At 63.0% G+C, this 16447-nt stretch carries 22 protein-coding genes; 5 read left to right on the top strand and 17 right to left on the bottom strand.

Translation table 11 applies throughout. The features are described 5' to 3' along the window. The first annotated feature begins 123 nt into the window (after positions 1 to 123). From KBY77_RS10540 to KBY77_RS10530, 3 genes are all read left to right on the top strand, one after another. A complete protein-coding gene (locus KBY77_RS10540) occupies positions 124 to 1446 on the top strand; it encodes a thiol methyltransferase (protein WP_255104091.1) in 1323 nt (440 codons plus the stop codon). 124 nt (positions 1447 to 1570) lie between these two features. Further along, positions 1571 to 2344 carry a nucleoside 2-deoxyribosyltransferase gene (locus tag KBY77_RS10535; protein WP_255104089.1) on the top strand — a complete coding sequence of 258 codons (774 nt, stop codon included), beginning with the start codon at positions 1571 to 1573 and terminating at the stop codon, positions 2342 to 2344. A gap of 330 nt (positions 2345 to 2674) precedes the next feature. Next, complete coding sequence (locus KBY77_RS10530) at positions 2675 to 3316, top strand: type I restriction enzyme HsdR N-terminal domain-containing protein (protein ID WP_255104087.1); 642 nt, start codon at positions 2675 to 2677, stop codon at positions 3314 to 3316. Between the two features lie 418 nt (positions 3317 to 3734). Here KBY77_RS10530 and KBY77_RS10525 read toward each other — a convergent pair whose 3' ends face one another. Genes KBY77_RS10525 through KBY77_RS10515 form a run of 3 tightly spaced genes read right to left on the bottom strand, consistent with a single transcriptional unit; the run spans position 3735 to position 6378 of the window. Beyond that, a complete protein-coding gene (locus KBY77_RS10525) occupies positions 3735 to 4361 on the bottom strand; it encodes a sigma factor (protein ID WP_255104085.1) in 627 nt (208 codons plus the stop codon). A 5-nt stretch (positions 4362 to 4366) separates the two neighbouring features. After that, entirely contained in the window at positions 4367 to 6001 is a 1635-nt protein-coding gene (locus KBY77_RS10520; protein WP_255104083.1) for a terminase, read from the bottom strand. Beyond that, on the bottom strand, positions 5998 to 6378 hold the full coding sequence (locus KBY77_RS10515; protein WP_255104081.1) for a hypothetical protein: 381 nt from the start codon (positions 6376 to 6378) through the stop codon (positions 5998 to 6000). Before KBY77_RS10515 ends, KBY77_RS10520 begins: the two co-directional genes overlap by 4 nt. 700 nt (positions 6379 to 7078) lie before the next feature. On the opposite strand from KBY77_RS10515, the gene KBY77_RS10510 reads away from it, so the two are divergent. After that, positions 7079 to 7489, top strand: a complete 411-nt coding sequence (locus tag KBY77_RS10510) for an SLOG family protein (RefSeq protein ID WP_255104079.1) — start codon at positions 7079 to 7081, stop codon at positions 7487 to 7489. A gap of 52 nt (positions 7490 to 7541) precedes the next feature. Here the strand turns inward: KBY77_RS10510 and KBY77_RS10505 are convergent, their stop codons facing one another. The 14 genes from KBY77_RS10505 to KBY77_RS10440 all read right to left on the bottom strand — a co-directional run bounded on the left by KBY77_RS10505 (position 7542) and on the right by KBY77_RS10440 (position 15522). Beyond that, positions 7542 to 8231: a 3'-5' exonuclease gene (locus tag KBY77_RS10505; RefSeq protein WP_255104076.1), complete on the bottom strand. Its 690-nt coding sequence runs from the start codon at positions 8229 to 8231 to the stop codon at positions 7542 to 7544. Continuing rightward, entirely contained in the window at positions 8231 to 8404 is a 174-nt protein-coding gene (locus KBY77_RS10500) for a hypothetical protein (RefSeq protein WP_255104074.1), read from the bottom strand. The genes KBY77_RS10505 and KBY77_RS10500 overlap by 1 nt, the downstream gene beginning before the upstream one ends. A 3-nt stretch (positions 8405 to 8407) precedes the next feature. Further along, the gene (locus KBY77_RS10495) at positions 8408 to 8674 is read right to left on the bottom strand and encodes a hypothetical protein (RefSeq protein WP_255104072.1); all 267 of its coding nucleotides are present in this window, start codon (positions 8672 to 8674) and stop codon (positions 8408 to 8410) included. Next, a complete protein-coding gene (locus KBY77_RS10490; protein ID WP_255104070.1) occupies positions 8671 to 8988 on the bottom strand; it encodes a hypothetical protein in 318 nt (105 codons plus the stop codon). The genes KBY77_RS10495 and KBY77_RS10490 overlap by 4 nt, the downstream gene beginning before the upstream one ends. Then, entirely contained in the window at positions 8972 to 9307 is a 336-nt protein-coding gene (locus KBY77_RS10485) for a hypothetical protein (RefSeq protein WP_255104068.1), read from the bottom strand. The genes KBY77_RS10490 and KBY77_RS10485 overlap by 17 nt, the downstream gene beginning before the upstream one ends. Beyond that, entirely contained in the window at positions 9307 to 9540 is a 234-nt protein-coding gene (locus KBY77_RS10480) for a hypothetical protein (RefSeq protein WP_255104066.1), read from the bottom strand. Before KBY77_RS10480 ends, KBY77_RS10485 begins: the two co-directional genes overlap by 1 nt. A gap of 4 nt (positions 9541 to 9544) precedes the next feature. After that, entirely contained in the window at positions 9545 to 10408 is an 864-nt protein-coding gene (locus KBY77_RS10475; protein WP_255104064.1) for a DUF2303 family protein, read from the bottom strand. Between the two features lie 3 nt (positions 10409 to 10411). Further along, positions 10412 to 10783 (bottom strand): hypothetical protein, encoded by a 372-nt coding sequence (locus KBY77_RS10470; RefSeq protein ID WP_255104062.1) that lies wholly within the window; start codon positions 10781 to 10783, stop codon positions 10412 to 10414. A gap of 25 nt (positions 10784 to 10808) precedes the next feature. After that, positions 10809 to 12047 carry an ERF family protein gene (locus KBY77_RS10465; protein ID WP_255104060.1) on the bottom strand — a complete coding sequence of 413 codons (1239 nt, stop codon included), beginning with the start codon at positions 12045 to 12047 and terminating at the stop codon, positions 10809 to 10811. Between the two features lie 55 nt (positions 12048 to 12102). Then, entirely contained in the window at positions 12103 to 12795 is a 693-nt protein-coding gene (locus KBY77_RS10460; protein ID WP_255104058.1) for a hypothetical protein, read from the bottom strand. Between the two features lie 101 nt (positions 12796 to 12896). Beyond that, complete coding sequence (locus tag KBY77_RS10455) at positions 12897 to 13286, bottom strand: hypothetical protein (RefSeq protein ID WP_255104056.1); 390 nt, start codon at positions 13284 to 13286, stop codon at positions 12897 to 12899. Between the two features lie 213 nt (positions 13287 to 13499). After that, positions 13500 to 14171: a hypothetical protein gene (locus tag KBY77_RS10450; protein WP_255104054.1), complete on the bottom strand. Its 672-nt coding sequence runs from the start codon at positions 14169 to 14171 to the stop codon at positions 13500 to 13502. After that, on the bottom strand, positions 14168 to 15295 hold the full coding sequence (locus KBY77_RS10445) for a hypothetical protein (protein ID WP_255104052.1): 1128 nt from the start codon (positions 15293 to 15295) through the stop codon (positions 14168 to 14170). Before KBY77_RS10445 ends, KBY77_RS10450 begins: the two co-directional genes overlap by 4 nt. Further along, positions 15292 to 15522, bottom strand: a complete 231-nt coding sequence (locus tag KBY77_RS10440; RefSeq protein ID WP_255104050.1) for a hypothetical protein — start codon at positions 15520 to 15522, stop codon at positions 15292 to 15294. Before KBY77_RS10440 ends, KBY77_RS10445 begins: the two co-directional genes overlap by 4 nt. Positions 15523 to 15583: 61 nt before the next feature. Here KBY77_RS10440 and KBY77_RS10435 point away from each other — a divergent pair, with 61 nt between their 5' ends. Further along, positions 15584 to 16294, top strand: coding sequence for a PD-(D/E)XK nuclease family protein (locus KBY77_RS10435; protein ID WP_255104048.1), 711 nt, complete (start codon positions 15584 to 15586; stop codon positions 16292 to 16294). Positions 16295 to 16447: the final 153 nt, after the last annotated feature.

Genomic DNA, 16447 nt, shown 5'->3' with positions numbered 1-16447 from the left:
GCGTTAACAGAAGCAAAGGCCGAATGGCCGGTGGTTATCAGAACCATCGAATGACAAGTTCGGCCGAAGCACTGCCAAATCCTTTGAAAACCGTTACACTCCCATTGCCGTAAGGAGGAGAAAGTGGAGAACATTGAAGCAATGCTTCCAATCTTCGAAACCCCCGAGGCCAATTCAAGTGTCTTGCTTTATGATGGCCAAGTCACCGTAACTCAAGGAAGCAATAGCTTCACGTCGCCTGGGCGGATCTCCCTGGCTTGGCTGCCATCTCCAACAATTAGGTTTCAGCTTTCAGATCTAAGCCACGGAACTCTGAGACCGGATATTTCTGAAAAAACTAGCTTGACTCTGAACGATGGGACCCCTATACCAGACTGCTTAGTGACCGGAATAACACATGGAGGTCAGTCAGAGCAGATGTCTGGGCTGATACAGGGAGACATCCTCAGAGGGCAGCCTTTGCCTGTAGCTGAAGCAAGATTCATAGTAAGTAATTTGCCTTTAGTGCTGGGTACTGGCATCTCATTCCCAGACGGCTCTCTCAGGCGTGGGCGAATACAATTAGTTGCTAGAGGGTGGATTCTGACTTTTGACCCAGTGCCCAATCAGAAAGAGTTGACAGCAGCAATTCAAGGAGGATCGGGATACGGCATTACATATTCAGGAAAAATCGAAAAAGAAGACGGGAGCGTATTCACACCTTCTGAGGCCGAGGAGTTTCTGGATGCATTTTCTTGGTATTCTTCATTTGCAGTCGGACGCTGGGTTGGCGCATTTCTGTTGCGAGGAATAGATGCCTCTGGTGGTACTGCATGGCAGAGCTGGAGTGGTCGACGAGTTGACCCTTATGCCTATCGCACCTCATGGGTTGACTTCCAATTTGCAAATATATTTCAGGATCCGTTTCCTGGCTTTGTAGAGCTATGGTTCGATGCAGATTGGCACGAGGAGCTGCTTACGGTCATTCACTGGTACCTTGCTGCAAATTCGCAGTCTGGAGCTATTGAAGGTTCAATTGTTCAGACCCAAACAGCATTTGAACTGCTTTCATCGGCAGTTCTTGTGGAGCAGAAGACTTGGCTCAGCACCGGCGGCTATGAGAAGTTGCCCGCAGCTGATCGTATTCGCCTTCTCCTTCATTGGGCAGGAATACCAACAGGCATACCAACAGCACTGTCGGATCTCTCCTCTCGCGCGAGGTCCGAAACCTGGAGTGATACAGCGGAGGCAATGACAGCTATTAGAAATACTATAACCCATCCAACGAAAAAGAATCGCATTAAGTTCGCTGCAAACTCATTTCAAACTCGAATTGACACTTGGAACCTAGGACTTTGGAATTTAGAGCTTTGCTTATTGCGGTTGTTTAAGTACAATGGAGGGTATGCCAATAGATTAACGCGCAAGTGGGTTGGACAGACTGATAGCGTGCCATGGGCTAACTGATAGTTCCATAACTCTTGCCGAGGCCGAACAAAGCCATACACCTGAGCCGCCCGCAGGGTGGTTTCTGTGTTCCCTGCGGCTCACGGCGGCCAGGTGATGGCAAGCGTACCCCATAGGTAATACCATGCTGACTTGCTTCGTCATCCAACCTTTTGATTTCGGAAAATTCGACAAGCGATACGAAGCCGTATTCAAACCCGGGATCGAGGACGCTGGTCTCGAACCGTATCGAGTTGACCGAGATCCTGCGGTTGAAGTCCCGATTAATGCAATCGAAGATGGAATAAGAAACGCGGCTATCTGTGTGGCCGACATCACGACCGACAATCCTAATGTATGGTACGAGTTGGGCTTCGCGTTTGCCACTGGACGTCCGGTTGTAATGCTTTGCTCTAACGAGCGCACCGGCAAGAAATTCCCGTTCGACATTCAGCACCGAGCAATTATAAACTACCAGTCCGAAGCACCTCAGGACTTTCAGGAACTCAGTTCCAATCTGACAAAAAAACTCAAGGCGTTACTCACAAAAAGTGAAACTATCCGGCAAATTGCTGAGACTGAACAAGTCGCACCCTCTCAAGGTCTGAGTCAGCCGGAGCTCTACGTGCTAGCAAACCTCGCTGGTGACGTCTCATTTCCAGACTCCGTTACGAGCCTATACTCCCTCAAGCACGGGGTCGAACGTTCAGGCCTGACGTCAGTCGGCTTCTCTCTCGGCTTGCGCCGCCTAATTTCTAAGCAATTCGTTCAGGCGTCGGAAACTGCGGACGAACGCGGCGAGCCTTATCAAGTGGTAGAGCTAACGGAACGCGGCTGGGACTGGGTCGAATCGCACGAGTCATTATTTGTCATCCGTCGCGGAACTCCACAGTCCGATGATGAGGAAATTCCTTTTTAAGCATCCAGGCCTGTGGCATAACCCGACCTTCGAGGGGACTGCTGGCAAGCGTTGCTTGCCGGTACCCCGTCGGTTTCGCCGCTGGGCCGCCCCTAAAGCTAAACGGTTGGAAGGACAATACGACCTTATAATCCAAAGATGAAATAACCTGATCAGTTCCCCGCGATCGCCCAAGATCTTGCCTCTGATGTTGAGAGTGCGGCGTCAGACTCAAAGCGGCTAAAGCTTCGCACCCTGCTCGCCAAGTTTGGCTACGAGAAGAGGTCGGATAGCAATACCGCTGAAATTACTAGGGCTCTATGCGATGCGGGGCTAGCAGTTAATCCGCCTTTGGTAAGATATGGCGAGAGCTGGGAGATTAGCACAGAAGACTGGATTTATTTATCCATTGCCAAAGAACCAGTTGGAAGCTCAAGCCACATTCATCCTTCTCCTGCTCGCGACTGGAATTCAGATGGATGGTTTGACAGAGTTGCCACCTTCAAGCTAAGAACAGAAATTGAAGTGGGAATTAAATTCGCAGTCCCGCTTCTCCTCCGTCTTGGATACTCTGACGAGGATAGGTTTGACGGAATGCCTGTTCCAGCGTCCCACGGGTCACGTGGTTCAACCTTGACAATTGATCATGCTGCATTCAACTCTCAGCTTGATGCTCTGAATGGACAGGCACTGATAACAGTAGAGGCCAAGCGAGACAACTATCTCTCCAATGCACGGCAGCTTCAGCAAGCACATGATCAAGCCAAAAGCTACTGTTACTGGACACAGTGTGACTTCTTCATGGTAACGGATGGCCAGAAGACGCATGTATACCGTGTCGGACGCGGAAATTATGCCAAGATTGACCCACTCTTTGAATGCGCACGACAGGACCTGAAGCAGCGCTTCCCAGAGCTGTACACACTTGTATCGAAAGAGTCCCTGACCAACCACTATCTCAGAAAGCTCTCGTCTACAGAAGAGGCAACATGACCCTCTGCTGCCTCCCAACGAACAAGGATAGATCGCGCGTAAGCCGCGATCTATCCGGTGTTGGACAAGCCCTTTGGAGCTGCTCGGCAGACCTTCTCTATGCAGATAAGTCCCGCCGTTTTTTCGAATTGCTTAAGGATTCCGGGTGGTCGGCGCGGATGGTCTGAGCACAAATACTCATGCCTGCGAGACCTCCCGCAATATGCGCCTGTGGATTGCCCTATCAGAATAGCTACTGCAATACTGCTTGAACCGCCTCGTTTGCTAGTTCAATTCTGTTCCTTTCATCGCTACAACTCGTTCTTCCCAATCTGCCGCGGAGCGGCTTAGTCCAACATCAAGATTTAGTAGTTAGGAATATCCACACCCTATGAAGGCATAGTGGTTCCTCCCACTGCTGATCTTGAGCGTTCCAGCATCAGGGAACATCATCAGAAGTGAAAGCCACAACCCGCACCGTGCAAGCCTGAACGATCTGCTCCCAGTGATGCGTGGTGATCCCCAGCCGAGCCGGCACCTCGTGAGCTGAGATTCCATGCAGCAGCAATTTCTGCCCCCGCGCATGAAGCTCCCGCCATGACGGCGGCAGCTTGAGCAGGAAGCCGTGGTCCCGCAGGAAGTGGGTGATCTCGCCGTTGGCGTAGCTCCGGGCATAGGCGCGGAAGTTGGCGCGGGGTCCGGCCTGGAAGCGGCGAGCGGCCTTGATCAGGCCGAGGGTGGCGAGCTGGAGCAGGTCATCGCGGGAATGGCTGGTGCGGCGGGCGAAGTTGCCGGCGATCTTCTCGGCCAGATCCATGTGCTCCAGCGCCAGGGCATTGGCGGCAGCGTGGGGATGGCTGGGCCGCTGACGGCAGGGTCGGCGTTGCCCGGGTCGATGCCGTGCAGGAACGGGATCAGGAAAGGCGAAGACCAGCTGCAGGCAGCGAGAAGGCGGGGATGCCTGCCTGCGCAGGCGTGAACCACGAGATCGGCGCAGCGGAGTTCCGCGGCATGCTCCCTGCGGGGCCGATCGATCCAGGGGCAGCGACATGCAGAGCTGCAGCACGGTGATCAGCGGGTGAGGAGAACGGGCAGCGGCGCCTTGCTCACGCCCAGCCCGCGCCAGTAGCGGGTTTCGAGCCAGAGGGCGCCGTGGCAGAAGGCATCGACGAGGTCTTTGGTGCCCTTGGGGAAGCGGAGCATTTCATCCACCAGCGGCGTGGCTCGGTGGTGGAAGCGCACCTGGCCCGCCTCCACCAGCGGTGCGGCGGCATGGGCGCGGGCCCCCTTGCTGCCCCGGGCGGGGATCGGCAGCATGCCGGCAACACGGCGGCGCAGGGTCTGCTGAACAGCCGGGCCGTTGGCCGCGTCCTCGATCAGCACCGCCGACGGCCGCAGGCCCTGGGCTTCCAGTCCCTGCAGCGCCTGCAGCAGGAAGCGGATCGTTTCGGGCAGGCCGAAGTGGTGGCGCGTGGCCCAGAGCACTTCGAGCTCGAGTTCAGGCTTGCCCGGCGCCATCGGGCGGCCGTCGCCGTCCTTGCGCGGCTCCGGGCTGAGCAGGCCCATCAGGACGAAGGCGCAGTAGGCCGAGTCGTCCTCCCCCTTGAAGGACAGATCACAGGAAAGCACCAGAGGCGCAAAGCGGCGGCTGGTGCGGGGGAACGGCGGCTTGATCCAGCTGCGCAGGAAGATGAAACCTGCCGCCGGGGTGGGCCGCTGCTGGTAGAGCGCCTGCCACCAGTAGGAGCCGGTGCGGGCGCGGATCTTGAGCAGCTCCGGCAGCGGGAAGCGCTCGGGGCAGAGCGCCTCGCCGGGGCTGCGCCAGTCCGGCTCGACGCTGCAGGCACGCGGGAAGGATTGCCGCTCGCCGGGGGATTCAGCGATGGCGGGCAGGTTGAGGATGTGCCAGCCCTGGGGGGCCGCGCCCGCCTCCTGATCCATCAGCCAGCCGACCACGTCCTGGTGATCCCAGCGGGTGAGCACGATCACCTGGGCGGAAAGGTTGGGCTGCATCGCACCATCGCCCGCCTCGATCTGAGCGGGCTCAGCGCGGGAGAACCAGACGGCCCGGAGCCAGTCGATCAGGCGCTCGCGCACAAGGCTGGAGCCGGCATCGGCCGGCCCCTTGTAAGGATCGTCGATGACGCCGAGGCTGTAGCCCTTGCCAGTGAAGGGGCCATTCACACCGGCCGCAATGCAGCCGCCGCGCAGATCCGTGAGCCAGTTGCCCACCGCCTGCGAATCACGGGAGAGTGCGTTGCCGGTGATGCGGTAGAAGTGCCGCGCCTCGCGGGAGTGCGTGTAGGCCAGCTCGCCCGAATAGCTGGCAATGGCCACGAACAGATGGGGATGGCGGTAGAGGAAGTAGGCGGGAAAGAGCTTGGAGACAAGCAGCGATTTCCCGAGACGCGGCGGGCAGGTGACGATCAGGCGATTGAGATCACCATCGGCCACGAGTTGGAGCAGGTCGATCAGCACCCGCGCCCAGTGGTGGAAGCCGTAGCGGGGATAGGCATCAGCGATGAAGTCACGAAAGGAGAGCGGAGCGGTGCTGGCTGTGGGATCAGCATCTGCGCGGTGGCCGAGATAGCCAACATCCCGCCAGGGGTCGCCATGGCGCGGTGAGTAGAGCAGGCCACCATCGACGCTGCCGTAAGGCGCCAGCACGGGTGCGGCTGCAGGCCTGCGGGGAGCGAGCAGCGTCATGGCCGGTTCTCGGCTGCGGCCTTGAGGGGAGCACGCAGGATTCCGGCGATCTCAGCAATCACGCGGTGAGCACCGACGGCCGCATTGAACTGCTCGCAATCCGCAGCACGGCGAGCGATTTCGTTGAGCGCAAAGATCTGCTCCGCCTGATGCTGAAGGCGGTTGGTGATCAGCTCCTGCACCATCCGCTCGCGTGCGATGCGGAGGTAACGATCGACGGTATGGGTGCTGGTGATTCCCCAGTTCTCTCGGGCTTTCTGGCGAATGTGGGCGAGGGGTGTGCGTTGTGCAATCCAGAGCTGAGCCTCTGCAATCCGCTCCTCCACCTCCGCGTAGCTGGGCCGCTTGGTGGGCTGCTGGGCGTGGGGGAACCTCACTCCGGGGCCGCGCTTCTTCCTGCCAGACCGAGTGGCGTGCCCCTTGTCAGCAGAGGGCTCGGAAGGCCAAACGGGGTTGCCGTCATCGTCCTCACACGGCGGTGCGGAGCGCAGGGCGAGCGCGTCTGGATCTGGAGCAGCGCCAGATGGCTGCTCCGCAGGCGCCTGATCCGCCAGGTCAGCAGGAGTTATTGAGCCCGTAGCAGTCAAATCAGCATTACTGGAGCTTAAGAGCAAGCATGAGGGCTCGCTAGCTGCTCATTTTTGCTCAGCTGTTGCGTTGGCCCACCAGGCGGCGAGGCGGCAGGGTGCCACACCTGGGCAAGGGCTACGCGAGGGCGGCGCACCTGGCGCCATGGGGCGATGAGGGTGGCCGCCCCCTTGCCCTGGCGTGATGGATCATCCCTCGCCGCCGCCGGGATGGGCGGGCTGGGTCACGGGCTGCGCGGCGCTCGCCCGCGACTGCGGTGGCCCAGCTGCCGGGGGCAGTCATCGCCGAAGCGCACTCCTGCGTCTATGGTGCCCACATGATTGGGGGCATGGAGATAATGAACAGTGGCGCTGCCCCCAGTCTTGGCCTTGATTCTGGCAACTGCTGATGGATTCAGGCGGCGTCACTGGTGCTAAACTAGACGGCAGCTTGAGAATAGATATGGTGCTGCAAGTAGAACAGCTTTCATTAGTTGGTGGTGGCAATGAATTGGTTGCCACGGATGAGGGCCTGGTGGTGGTGGCGAGCGGCAGCCGTGATCTGGCCTGGCCTCTGTGGCGGGTGATCGAGGCGCTCAGGAGCGCAGCCGGCGGTGAGCGGGTGCAGCTGCTGCTCCATGGCGGCTGCCGTGGCGCCGATGCCCTGGCGGATCAGGCAGCCAGGCGGCTCGACTGGCCGGTGCAACCGATGCCGGCGCAGTGGCGGTTGCATGGCCGATCAGCGGGGCCACTGCGCAACACCTCGATGCTGCGCTCGGCGCTGGTGGTGGCAGCCAAGCAACAGGCGGAGGTGCTGGTGATTGCCTTCCCCGGCGGTGTTGGCACCAGCGATCTGGTGGGCAAGGCCAGGAAGCACAAGCAGGGCGGTTCCCGGCTGCGGATCGAGCGGGTGATCGCCTGAGCCGTGGCGCGTGATCAAGCGGCTCAGCCGCCTGCTGAGGCCCTGCCTCGGGTCAGCAGGGCGGCGGCTCAAGGCGGGTGACGTTGAAGGGGAGTGCGTCGATCTGCGCCTCAGTCAGCTCTCGCTGCCACTGCTTGCGATCGGGCAGCCAGCGGAAGCCGTGATCCTTGGCCTGCTGGCGCTGCTCAAAGCTGACGTTGGCCACGCAGAGGGAGCGGGGCAGGAGCCCCTCAGCCAGCAGATCCTCGAGGCCTGGCGCACGCTCCAGCACCTGCGCCAGGTAGCTGCAATCGGTCAGGGCGCGGTGCGCAGCCCATACAGGGATGCCGTGAGCCAGGGCCAATGCCGTCACCGAAGGGTTGGGGCGCAGATCAGGCCAGCTGATCCCGCTCATGGTGCAGATCCAGGGCTTGGTGGAGGTGACAAGGAGTGGATCGAGCCACTGGCGATCGAAGGCCGCGTTATGGGCCACAAGCGCATCGGCGGAGCAGGCCAGCTGGACCAGCAAGGCCATGAAGCCATCAACGGCGATGGAGCAGTGCGTGATCGCCGGGCTGATGCCGTTGATCGCCTCAGCCGCGTTCTGCTCCACCGGCAGCAGGACGGAGAGCTGCTGCAGCACGGCGCGGTGGGGCACGGAGAACAGCACAGCACCCACCTCCACCAGCTGATCGAGGTCGGGGTCCAGGCCGGTGGTCTCGCAATCGAGGAGCAGCAGCAGCTGCGGACCGGTTGTGTGCATCAGGGCAGATCGTTGAGCTTGGTGCTGGGATCGTCGATGAGGCGCTCAGCGGCCTTGGTCTTGCCCCACAGCCAGGCGTCAGTGGACTGGCCGGGCTTGGGGCCGTTGGCAGGCAGCCGGGTGAGCTTGGTGGTGGCAGCTGGCGTCCAGTCGCGGGGTCGTTTGGAGGTCATCGCTCAGATCCAGTGATGGCGGCGCAGGAAGGCATCGAGGCGCGGGTAGCGAGCGATGGATCTGGCGGCGGCGCGGTAGTGATCCCAGTGCCGCAGGGCGGCGAGTTTCCAATGGGCAACAGCACCAAGCCGTGCGGCACTGATCGATGGATCACGGAACTGCCGGGAGATGCGCACGGCGTGGAACAGCGCCAGGGGCAACGGCATCGGCCGACTACGGCCGGAGGCAATGACGCGAGGGCGGGCCGGGAAGGGAAGAGGAGCGGTCATGGCAGGTCCTGGAGGGCGCGTAAGAGCTGGTGGAAGTCGGAGCGGGCGATGTTGCGGACCTGCCAGTGCAGCAGGTCTGCGGGGTGATCAGCACCAGCTGAGGTGGGGCCCCAGGCGGGTGGGTCGCAGTGGGGGAGGAGCAGATCAACGGCAGCGGAGAGAGCAGAGGAGATCAGATAGGGGCGGGAATAGCGACGGCTCCAGAACTCCCGTTCGAAGGCGGCATGGACGAGGCGCGCGAAGCGGCGGTGATCATCTGGGGTGAAGGCCGATTGCAGTGGCTCAGGGGGGCCTGGATCAGAAAGAAATGTCATCGTCAGCGCAAAAATCATGGGCTGGTGCTCTAACCGAGTGTTCCCCGTACTGAGCACCATTGGCCGCCTGAGAGTTGCCCTCCTTGAGTTGTACAGTGTCGTAGAATCCACCACCATTTGACTGGTTTCGGTACTGAAAAGCGGCCAGACGGATCACGTTGTCGTTGAGGTAGTTGTCGAACTCGCCCTCCTGGGACAGCAGCCATTCCGCAAAGGCGTGAACATCAGCCAGGGGGATCGTGAGGTTGCCGGAGGCGAGGTAACTGGAGCCCCCGCGCCTGGGCGGCCAGAGCTTGATCGTGAGTTTGGGAAGTGCCATCAGCCGGGGTGCGTGGGGAGCTTGAAGAAACGACGCAGGCAGTCATGGGCGGCGCCGGAGAGGGTGAGCTGCTGCTGCTCGGCGTGCTTCTCCAGGCGCTGGAACACATCCGGCCAGAGGTGAACACCGACCTTGTGGGCATGGGTGCGGCGGCCGTAGCGGCGAGGTTTGCCGTCCGCGCTCACGGGCCCAGGAGCGGGCGGATCACCGGGGAGCTGGAACTTGCGCTTCATGGGCTCAGATCTGGGAGGGAGTGCCGAGGAGCACGGGAAAGCCGGTGGCCTCGCTGATCTGGCCGAGCACGGCGGCAAAGGCAGCGCGGAGAACGTCATCAGGCCGATCGAGCAGGACGGAGAGCTTCACGACACCGCTGTTGAGGCGATAGCGGAAGCGGGCATCGATGCGGAAGGGATCGGTGCCCTCGTAGGGGGCGAGCGCGAGGCTGAGGCGGGTGGGGATCTTGAGCTGGCCGCTGTGGCCGGCCTTGGCATCGATGGTCTCGATGTAGGCGAACTGCACCTGTCCGTTCTCAAGCCGCACCGCGGATTTCATCTCGGCGCTGGTAGTGGCCTGCAGGGTGGTGGCGATCTCCAGCAGATCAGCGGCGGCTGGTTCGCGCACATCAATGGCGTGATCCTCGAGGAACTCCGCGAAGTCGCCCTGGCTGGTGGCCACACCGCTCTGCTGACTCCAGGCCTTCCAGGCGGGGGTGAGCTTGAGCTGCAGCACCGCGCGGTGATCACCCCAGCCGGGTGTGATGTGGGGATCGTCGCCGCGGCGCTGGTGGCCGTTGAGCAGAGCGATCACGCAGCTTTGCTCGCGATCCGCAAACAGCTCGGTGCAATCGGGGATGGCATGAGCCGTGACGTAGGCCGCAAAGGAGACGGCTTCCGTGAAGGTGAAGCCACCGGTCTTGCGCAGGGGCGGCACACCGATCTGCCTGCGATGCTCGTCAGTGGTGAGGTCAACGATCTGAAAGGTGCCCTCGGCCTTGGCCAGGGCCCAGACCTGCAGGGGGCTGAGGGGCTTGGGCTCGGCCGCAAGGCGGGCCTGCTCGGCGATCACCTGGGCGCCTGGCTTGCGGGTGTTGGGATCGGTCATGGATCAGGCCTGGTGGATGTGGCGGGGCTCAAGCGGCCCGGGGCGGGGAACTTCCTGCAGCGGCAGGGCTGTCTGCCTGGGATCGCTGCGGGAGAGGCTCCAGTTCTCTTCATCGAAGAAGAACAGGGACTGCTCACGCTCCGGTCTTGGCGGCTTGGCAGTGACCTGATCGGCAACAAAGAGCTGGTGGCCAGTGGGTGTGGCCTTGGCGATGCGGATCTTGAGGGTGATTTCACCGGCACGGCCGGTATCCATCACCGCCTGGCTCACTTCCGCCAGAGCGGCGGTGAGCTCGGCGTGAGCACGGCCGTCACGCTGCGCGAAGAGCCAGCGGGAGAAGGGTTCGGGGCCGGTGTTGATGTTGGGTTCAGTCATGGAGATCGGAGGCGCGTGTCAGGGATCAGACCGGAGCGGACTGAGGGAGCTGGGCGATGTAGTCGGTGATGAAGGCGGCGTGATCGCGGGTGGCGATGTAGTCGGAAACGCGAGCGCCATCTGGAAGGCGGAACTTGGTGCGGAAGGCAGCAATCAGCGGCGGGATGTTGGGCTGGCCGATGGCGCTGATTTCGGTGATGAGCGCCTGGACCTCCGCGCCGCTGAGCTCGGCGGCAACCAGGGGAGGGGGAGCTGCTGGGGGAGCTGGGTGCTGACCATTGGCGCCACCACTGGCGGCGGCTGGGGGAGTGGACGGGGATGCAGCCTGGGCCCCGCTCCCGTTGCCATTGCCGTTCCCCGTGGCGGGTGATGGAACAGCAGGCTCAGCGGTGCGGGCGGCCCGGCTGCGGGTGGTGCGCGGACGGGGAGCCGCATGGCTTTCTGCTGGTTCGCCAGCCTGTATTGCTGGAGATTGACGAGAGGTAGCCCTAGTGCTGCGAGGCACAGCAGGATCGGCGGGGCCGAACGCCTCGCCGTCGTCGTCCTCGGCCGAGAGGGAGAGGATCGCCAGCAGGGCGTAGCGGCGCATGTAGGTGATGGCGCCACCGAGGGAGTGAAGCGGGTTGGTGGTGGTGCCGAGCTGGCCGAGAACGGTGTAGAGGCCCTTGATCTGATCCTCCAGGCGAACGCCTGCGGCGCGCGGCGGTGAGGGCGGCAGCGGTGGCGCCTTGGGCGCCTGGGTGGGTTGAGGCTGAGCACCATCACCGGCCTCAGACGCCAAAGGCTCAGGAACCGAAGACGCAGACGCAGGCGCGGGCGGCACGGCAGCACTGGCCCTGGGGGGTAAGGCCATCGGCGCCGGCGGGGCCGGCACGGCGGTGAGATCGATCGGGAAGGTCTGGAGCGCGGTTTCGCGCAGCGCGTGCTGGTTGTCGAGCAGCTGCCGGAGGGTGGGCAGTGCCCATTCGGAGCTGATCGATTCGCCCGTGGGGCCGTGAACGATCGAGGTGCGCAGCACATCACCGCTGACGCTGGCCTGGATGGTCTGGCTGGGGACCAGGCCCGCATCGAGGAGGGCGGGCATCACGGCATCAAGGACCGTGGGCAGATCGGCGTAGCGGCCGTACTTGGCATCACTGGCCTTGACGATCTTGCCGACGGCACGGTGGAAGGCGAGCAGCGCCAGGGGAAGAGTGCCTGGATAGCTGTCGGTTGACTCCGCAACACAGGGAGCGGGAGCTGAGGCGGGAGGCGATCGGTCCAAGGAACCCGGCGCGAACCCTTCAAGTCTACCGCTAACGATCGCTACATGGCAGCCACTAGGATATCTTGGCTGCAGCTGATGAGGTCTGCTGCCAGGCCGCGAGCGCATCAAGGGCACGGTTGTGGCCGTGCAGGTCGATGAAGCCTTGCAGTTCGGAGGGAGTGAAGGTGTGCCAGCCGCTGAGTACGTTGCGGAACAGGTCCAGCTCACGGGTGTCGAGCCGGCCATCGGCAGAGGCAGAGAGCAACTCCCACGCTTCCATCGGCGTGAGCCCCAGGGCCTCGGTGTGAGCAGAGAAGCTGCGCTGCGCCTCCTGGCTGGCGGCAACGGCATCCTGCACCGTTGGCTGCGGGCGCGCCCTGGCCCAGGAGGGCGGATCGAGCTCACCGATGAAATGCGAGAAGAAGTCGGTCGCACTCCAGGGAGTGCCGTCCTCATGGGTGATCGGCTGCTGCTTGGCGACCCGCTCCTTGAGCGCCTGGTCATCGATGCTGCCGTAATCAGCACGGGCCAGCCGGGCATTCATCTCACCGAGCTGCAGGAAGGTGATCGGGTAAGGCTGCAGGATCTTGCCGCGCTGGAGGCGGTTGAAGGTGGAATCGGCCACAGAGGAGAACCCGGCGGCCTTGCCCCAGCGGAGCGGCGTGTCATGGGTCCAGCCGCCAAGGCTGAGCCAGAGGGTGAGGGTGCGCCCAAAGACGAGGTTGGGTTGATCCTGGGAGTCGCTGACGGGTTCGGGCGTTGGCACGGGATCGACCTCGGAGACGGTGGAAGCAGGAGCGCGCTCTGGTGCCTGAGGTGCCAGTGCCTGGATCAAAGCGGCGGGAGAAGGAGCCGTAATCAGTGTCGCTACCAGTCCAGCATGGAGGAAGGGTTACAGGTAGCGATCGATGAGGCTCTTGGGAGCAGGGCAGCGATGACCAGCGCCGCGAACTGCTCGGGTGTCATCACGACGCGGTAGCCGACCTTGCCGCGAAACCGAACCAGGGCCGCCGCGAAGTCGGCGCCGTCATTGAGGCGCTGGAGCTCAGCGGCGAGGGGCTTCTCGCGCACTGCCCGCAGGCGGTCGCTCCAGTTGGCGACCTGCAGCACGGTGCGGGGGATGCCATCGAGATCGCCGGTGTCATCCAGGCGTCCAGCACCGAGCTTGCGCCTGACAGGAAGGCCGGTCAGCTCAGAGAGGAGCCTGGCCGCCTCAAGCTCGGCGGCATCGCCTTTGCGCTTGCGGGGGCAGGTCAACGGGGCGGGTCGGTTGCGGCAAGCCTATCGCTCGCTAAGGGCTAAGCCTTGGAGTATGTGCTCAGCAGCAGCCGCACAAAGCCGCTGGAAGGCGCTCCAATCGGGCTGGATAGGGGAAACCCGTACGCGCCAAGGGGTGCAGGCCTGCTGCCGGGGCAGCGGCGGGCCACTGCGGCGCGATGCGTGGCCCCGTTGCGGGCGGGAGCCGCGTGGTCATGGGGTGTCTCCATCGGTCGCTGCGGTGGGCTCCAGCTCCAGCGGCGGATCGGCGCAGGCACCGCCCAGGGCTCCAGGGGAGCTGAGCAACGCCCCCAGGCACGAGCCGAGCGACTGCAGCTGGCCAGCAACCGGAGCCGGATCGCCACCGCCTGGGTCAACGGGAGCAGCGGCAGCGGCAGAGCGGGCCTGGTCCTGCGCCGTGCGGATCAGGGCCTCCCGCACCTCCTCCACGAACCAGGGCCGCGCCTGAAGATCGCCATGGGCACGGGCCTGTCGGACCCGGTTCATCTCCGCTGCGGTCTGCTGCCAGGCCTCAGACCTGAGCCGGTGGAGTTCATCGATCGCGGTCCTGGGGATCTCAGAGCCCATCGCGTACTTGCCGTCCACCAGGTGGATCTGACCGCTGGCCTCGCGATAACCGGCGCGGGGCTTCTCCTGGCCGTGGCTCTGCGGGTAGGCCGCCGCGCAGTGGCAGATCAGCGCCAGATCGGAACCACCAGCCGAGAGGCCGTCCTCGAGCACGTCGTAGTCCGGCAGGAAGCTCCCCACCAGGCCGTCGCCGTTGGCCACGATCCCGGTGTCGTAGCAGGCCATGCACTTGCAGTCCGGGCCGCGAAACGTGACCTCGCGATCAACCTGGCGGCGCTTGTGGCTTGGGGCGCTCATCGGGGCTGGAAGAGCTGGTAGGCCGGATGGCCAGCCAGTGGGTCACGATTCGCCTCCCAGTGCTTGACCCAGGCCGCGTAGTTGATGGCGGTCCAGCCCGACTGAATGGCCTGGCGAAGCAGTTCGCAGGCGGCACGGCGCCCGCCCTTGGCCGCTACCAGGCCCAGCTCGTACACAACCGCATCGAAGGCGGCGCGGCTGCGGGAACCAGCCTTCTCGAGCCAGTAGGCCTCGATCGAATCAGCCATCGGCTGGAGGTGCCTGGGCAGGTCCGCCACCGGCACAGGCAACCGGGGGGCGTGAGCAGGCGGATCGTCCTCAGGCGGTCCCAGGCGCGGTGGGGGTCGCTTGGTCGGATCCCAGGGCTCCGGGACGGCAGCCGGCTGTTGCGGCTGTTCCTGGCGACTGTCTGCACCCTTTTTTTTCTGGCCGTGGACTCCAGAGGCCTCAGAGGATAAACAAGGATTTGGATTGATTTGATCTTCTTGAACCCTTGATCTTCTTCTATGTCCCCCTGGTTTTCCCTCCGACGGTTTTTCCGTTCGATGGTTGTTCAGTCGTAAGGCTGGTCTCAAGCCACTGCCCGGGCCATTCGCCTGAGAATCGGCATGTTCTGGGCCTCCACCTTTGGCCTGAGAATCCGCAGAAACCGCAGAATCGATTTCCTGGAAATCCGCAGAAGAGGAGCCTGAAACTGGCATTTCTGCCGGGAAATCACCTTGTCCCTGAAAATCCGCACAGCCCTGAAAATCACCACAAGCCTGAGAATCCGTAAATCCCTGAAAATCCGCAAATCCGGCTCGATCTGACGGGTTCTGCGGCCCGGGGGTGTCGAGGAACAGAAGGCGCTTACGGAGCAGCCTTCCCTTCTTGTCGTGGATGCACTGGTCGATGCAGTAGCCCAGACCTCTCAGCTCCTGCATCGCCTTGGTGATCGCGTCGCGCCCTTCCGGTCCGTGGGCATCGATCCAGGCACGTTTGAACGCGAAGCCCTCGGCATGGGTCAGGCAGGCAGCAAGCACACCCCTGGCCCGATAGGACAGGCGCCGGTCGCGCAGTGCCGAGTTGGCGATCTGCGTGAACCAGCCCGTTGCTGACCTGACGGCCTGCGCGTCGTTGCTCATACCCGCTCTCCGCTGGCTGGGTTGATGCCCAGGGCCTGCAGCTGGGCCTGCTCGGCCAGCCAGCGCCGTCTCGCTGTTGCCTGCCGTTGCCGGTGCAAGGCCATCGCCTCGGTGAGCACGTGGCGCAACGCCTTGGTGCGGTTGCCACCGCCAAGGCTGTTGAGGAAGGCCAGCTGCTCACGGTCCAGCCGAACCGTGATCGGTGGGGGCAACTGCGGTCGCGCCATGGCGCCTCGCTGCGGAATACCGCTGTACTTTAGGGATTGCTAGTCCTAAAAGCGGGGCTTAATGACCCACAGCCCGTCAACAGCGCCGGCCACGGCCGCCTGGCTGGAGCCCCTGGAGATCGAGCGTGACGACGCCAGCTGGACCTACTGGCTGCCCAGCAGCGGCCACTGGTTCCCCGTCTCGATCACCGGCGTGATCAGCCGGGTGTGCAAGAGCGACGACGCCCTGCTGTGGATCGAGGCCTGGCGCTCGATCTGGGAGCCCCGCGGCAACACCTGCCACGCGGCGCTGCAGCACTTCGCGCACCACCGCTGGAGCGGGCCAGCCGCGCTGCAGCCCGAGGGTGCCGACTGGGATCGGCCGCTCGATCCACTCGAGCCCACCTACGGGGCCTACTCGGACTGGATTAAACCTCTGTTGGCGCAGCCGATCTGGGAGCACGTCGAGGTGGTCGCCTCGGAACTGATGCTCTACGACCTGGAGCGCAACGTGGCCGGCACCCTGGATCTGATCCTGCGCTTCCCTGACGGCAGCTACGGGGTCGCGGATCTCAAGTCACTGTCGGAGAAGGGCCGCAAGTACGACACACGACCCCAGCTCGGAGCCGGTGTGGTCATGGCCCAGCTGCACTACGGGCTGCCCTTCTCGCGTTGCCTCACGATCTGGGCCGGCCCTGGTCAGTGCGAGATCCAGACCCACCGCGCCGAGGACTGCGCCGATCGCTGGCTGCGCGCCTTCTGCCGCTACGAGGCCGCCTGGCGGCCTTGGTAGGCGTAAAGGCACATCACTAAGGCTGCGCTAGTAGCGTCCACTAGCAGTAAGCTGGATCGAGCACGGCTGAGCCCATGAGACATCCAGCGCTTCCGGCCTTTGCGCGCACGCGGGCTCGCTTTCGCTTCCGGCCCCGCAAACCGACCAGCAACC

Source organism: Synechococcus sp. Cruz-7E5, assembly GCF_024345995.1.
Taxonomy (GTDB): Bacteria; Cyanobacteriota; Cyanobacteriia; order PCC-6307; family Cyanobiaceae; genus Regnicoccus_A.
The sequence above is the reverse complement of the archived record's forward strand: the minus strand, read 5'-3'. Positions and strand labels throughout refer to the sequence as shown.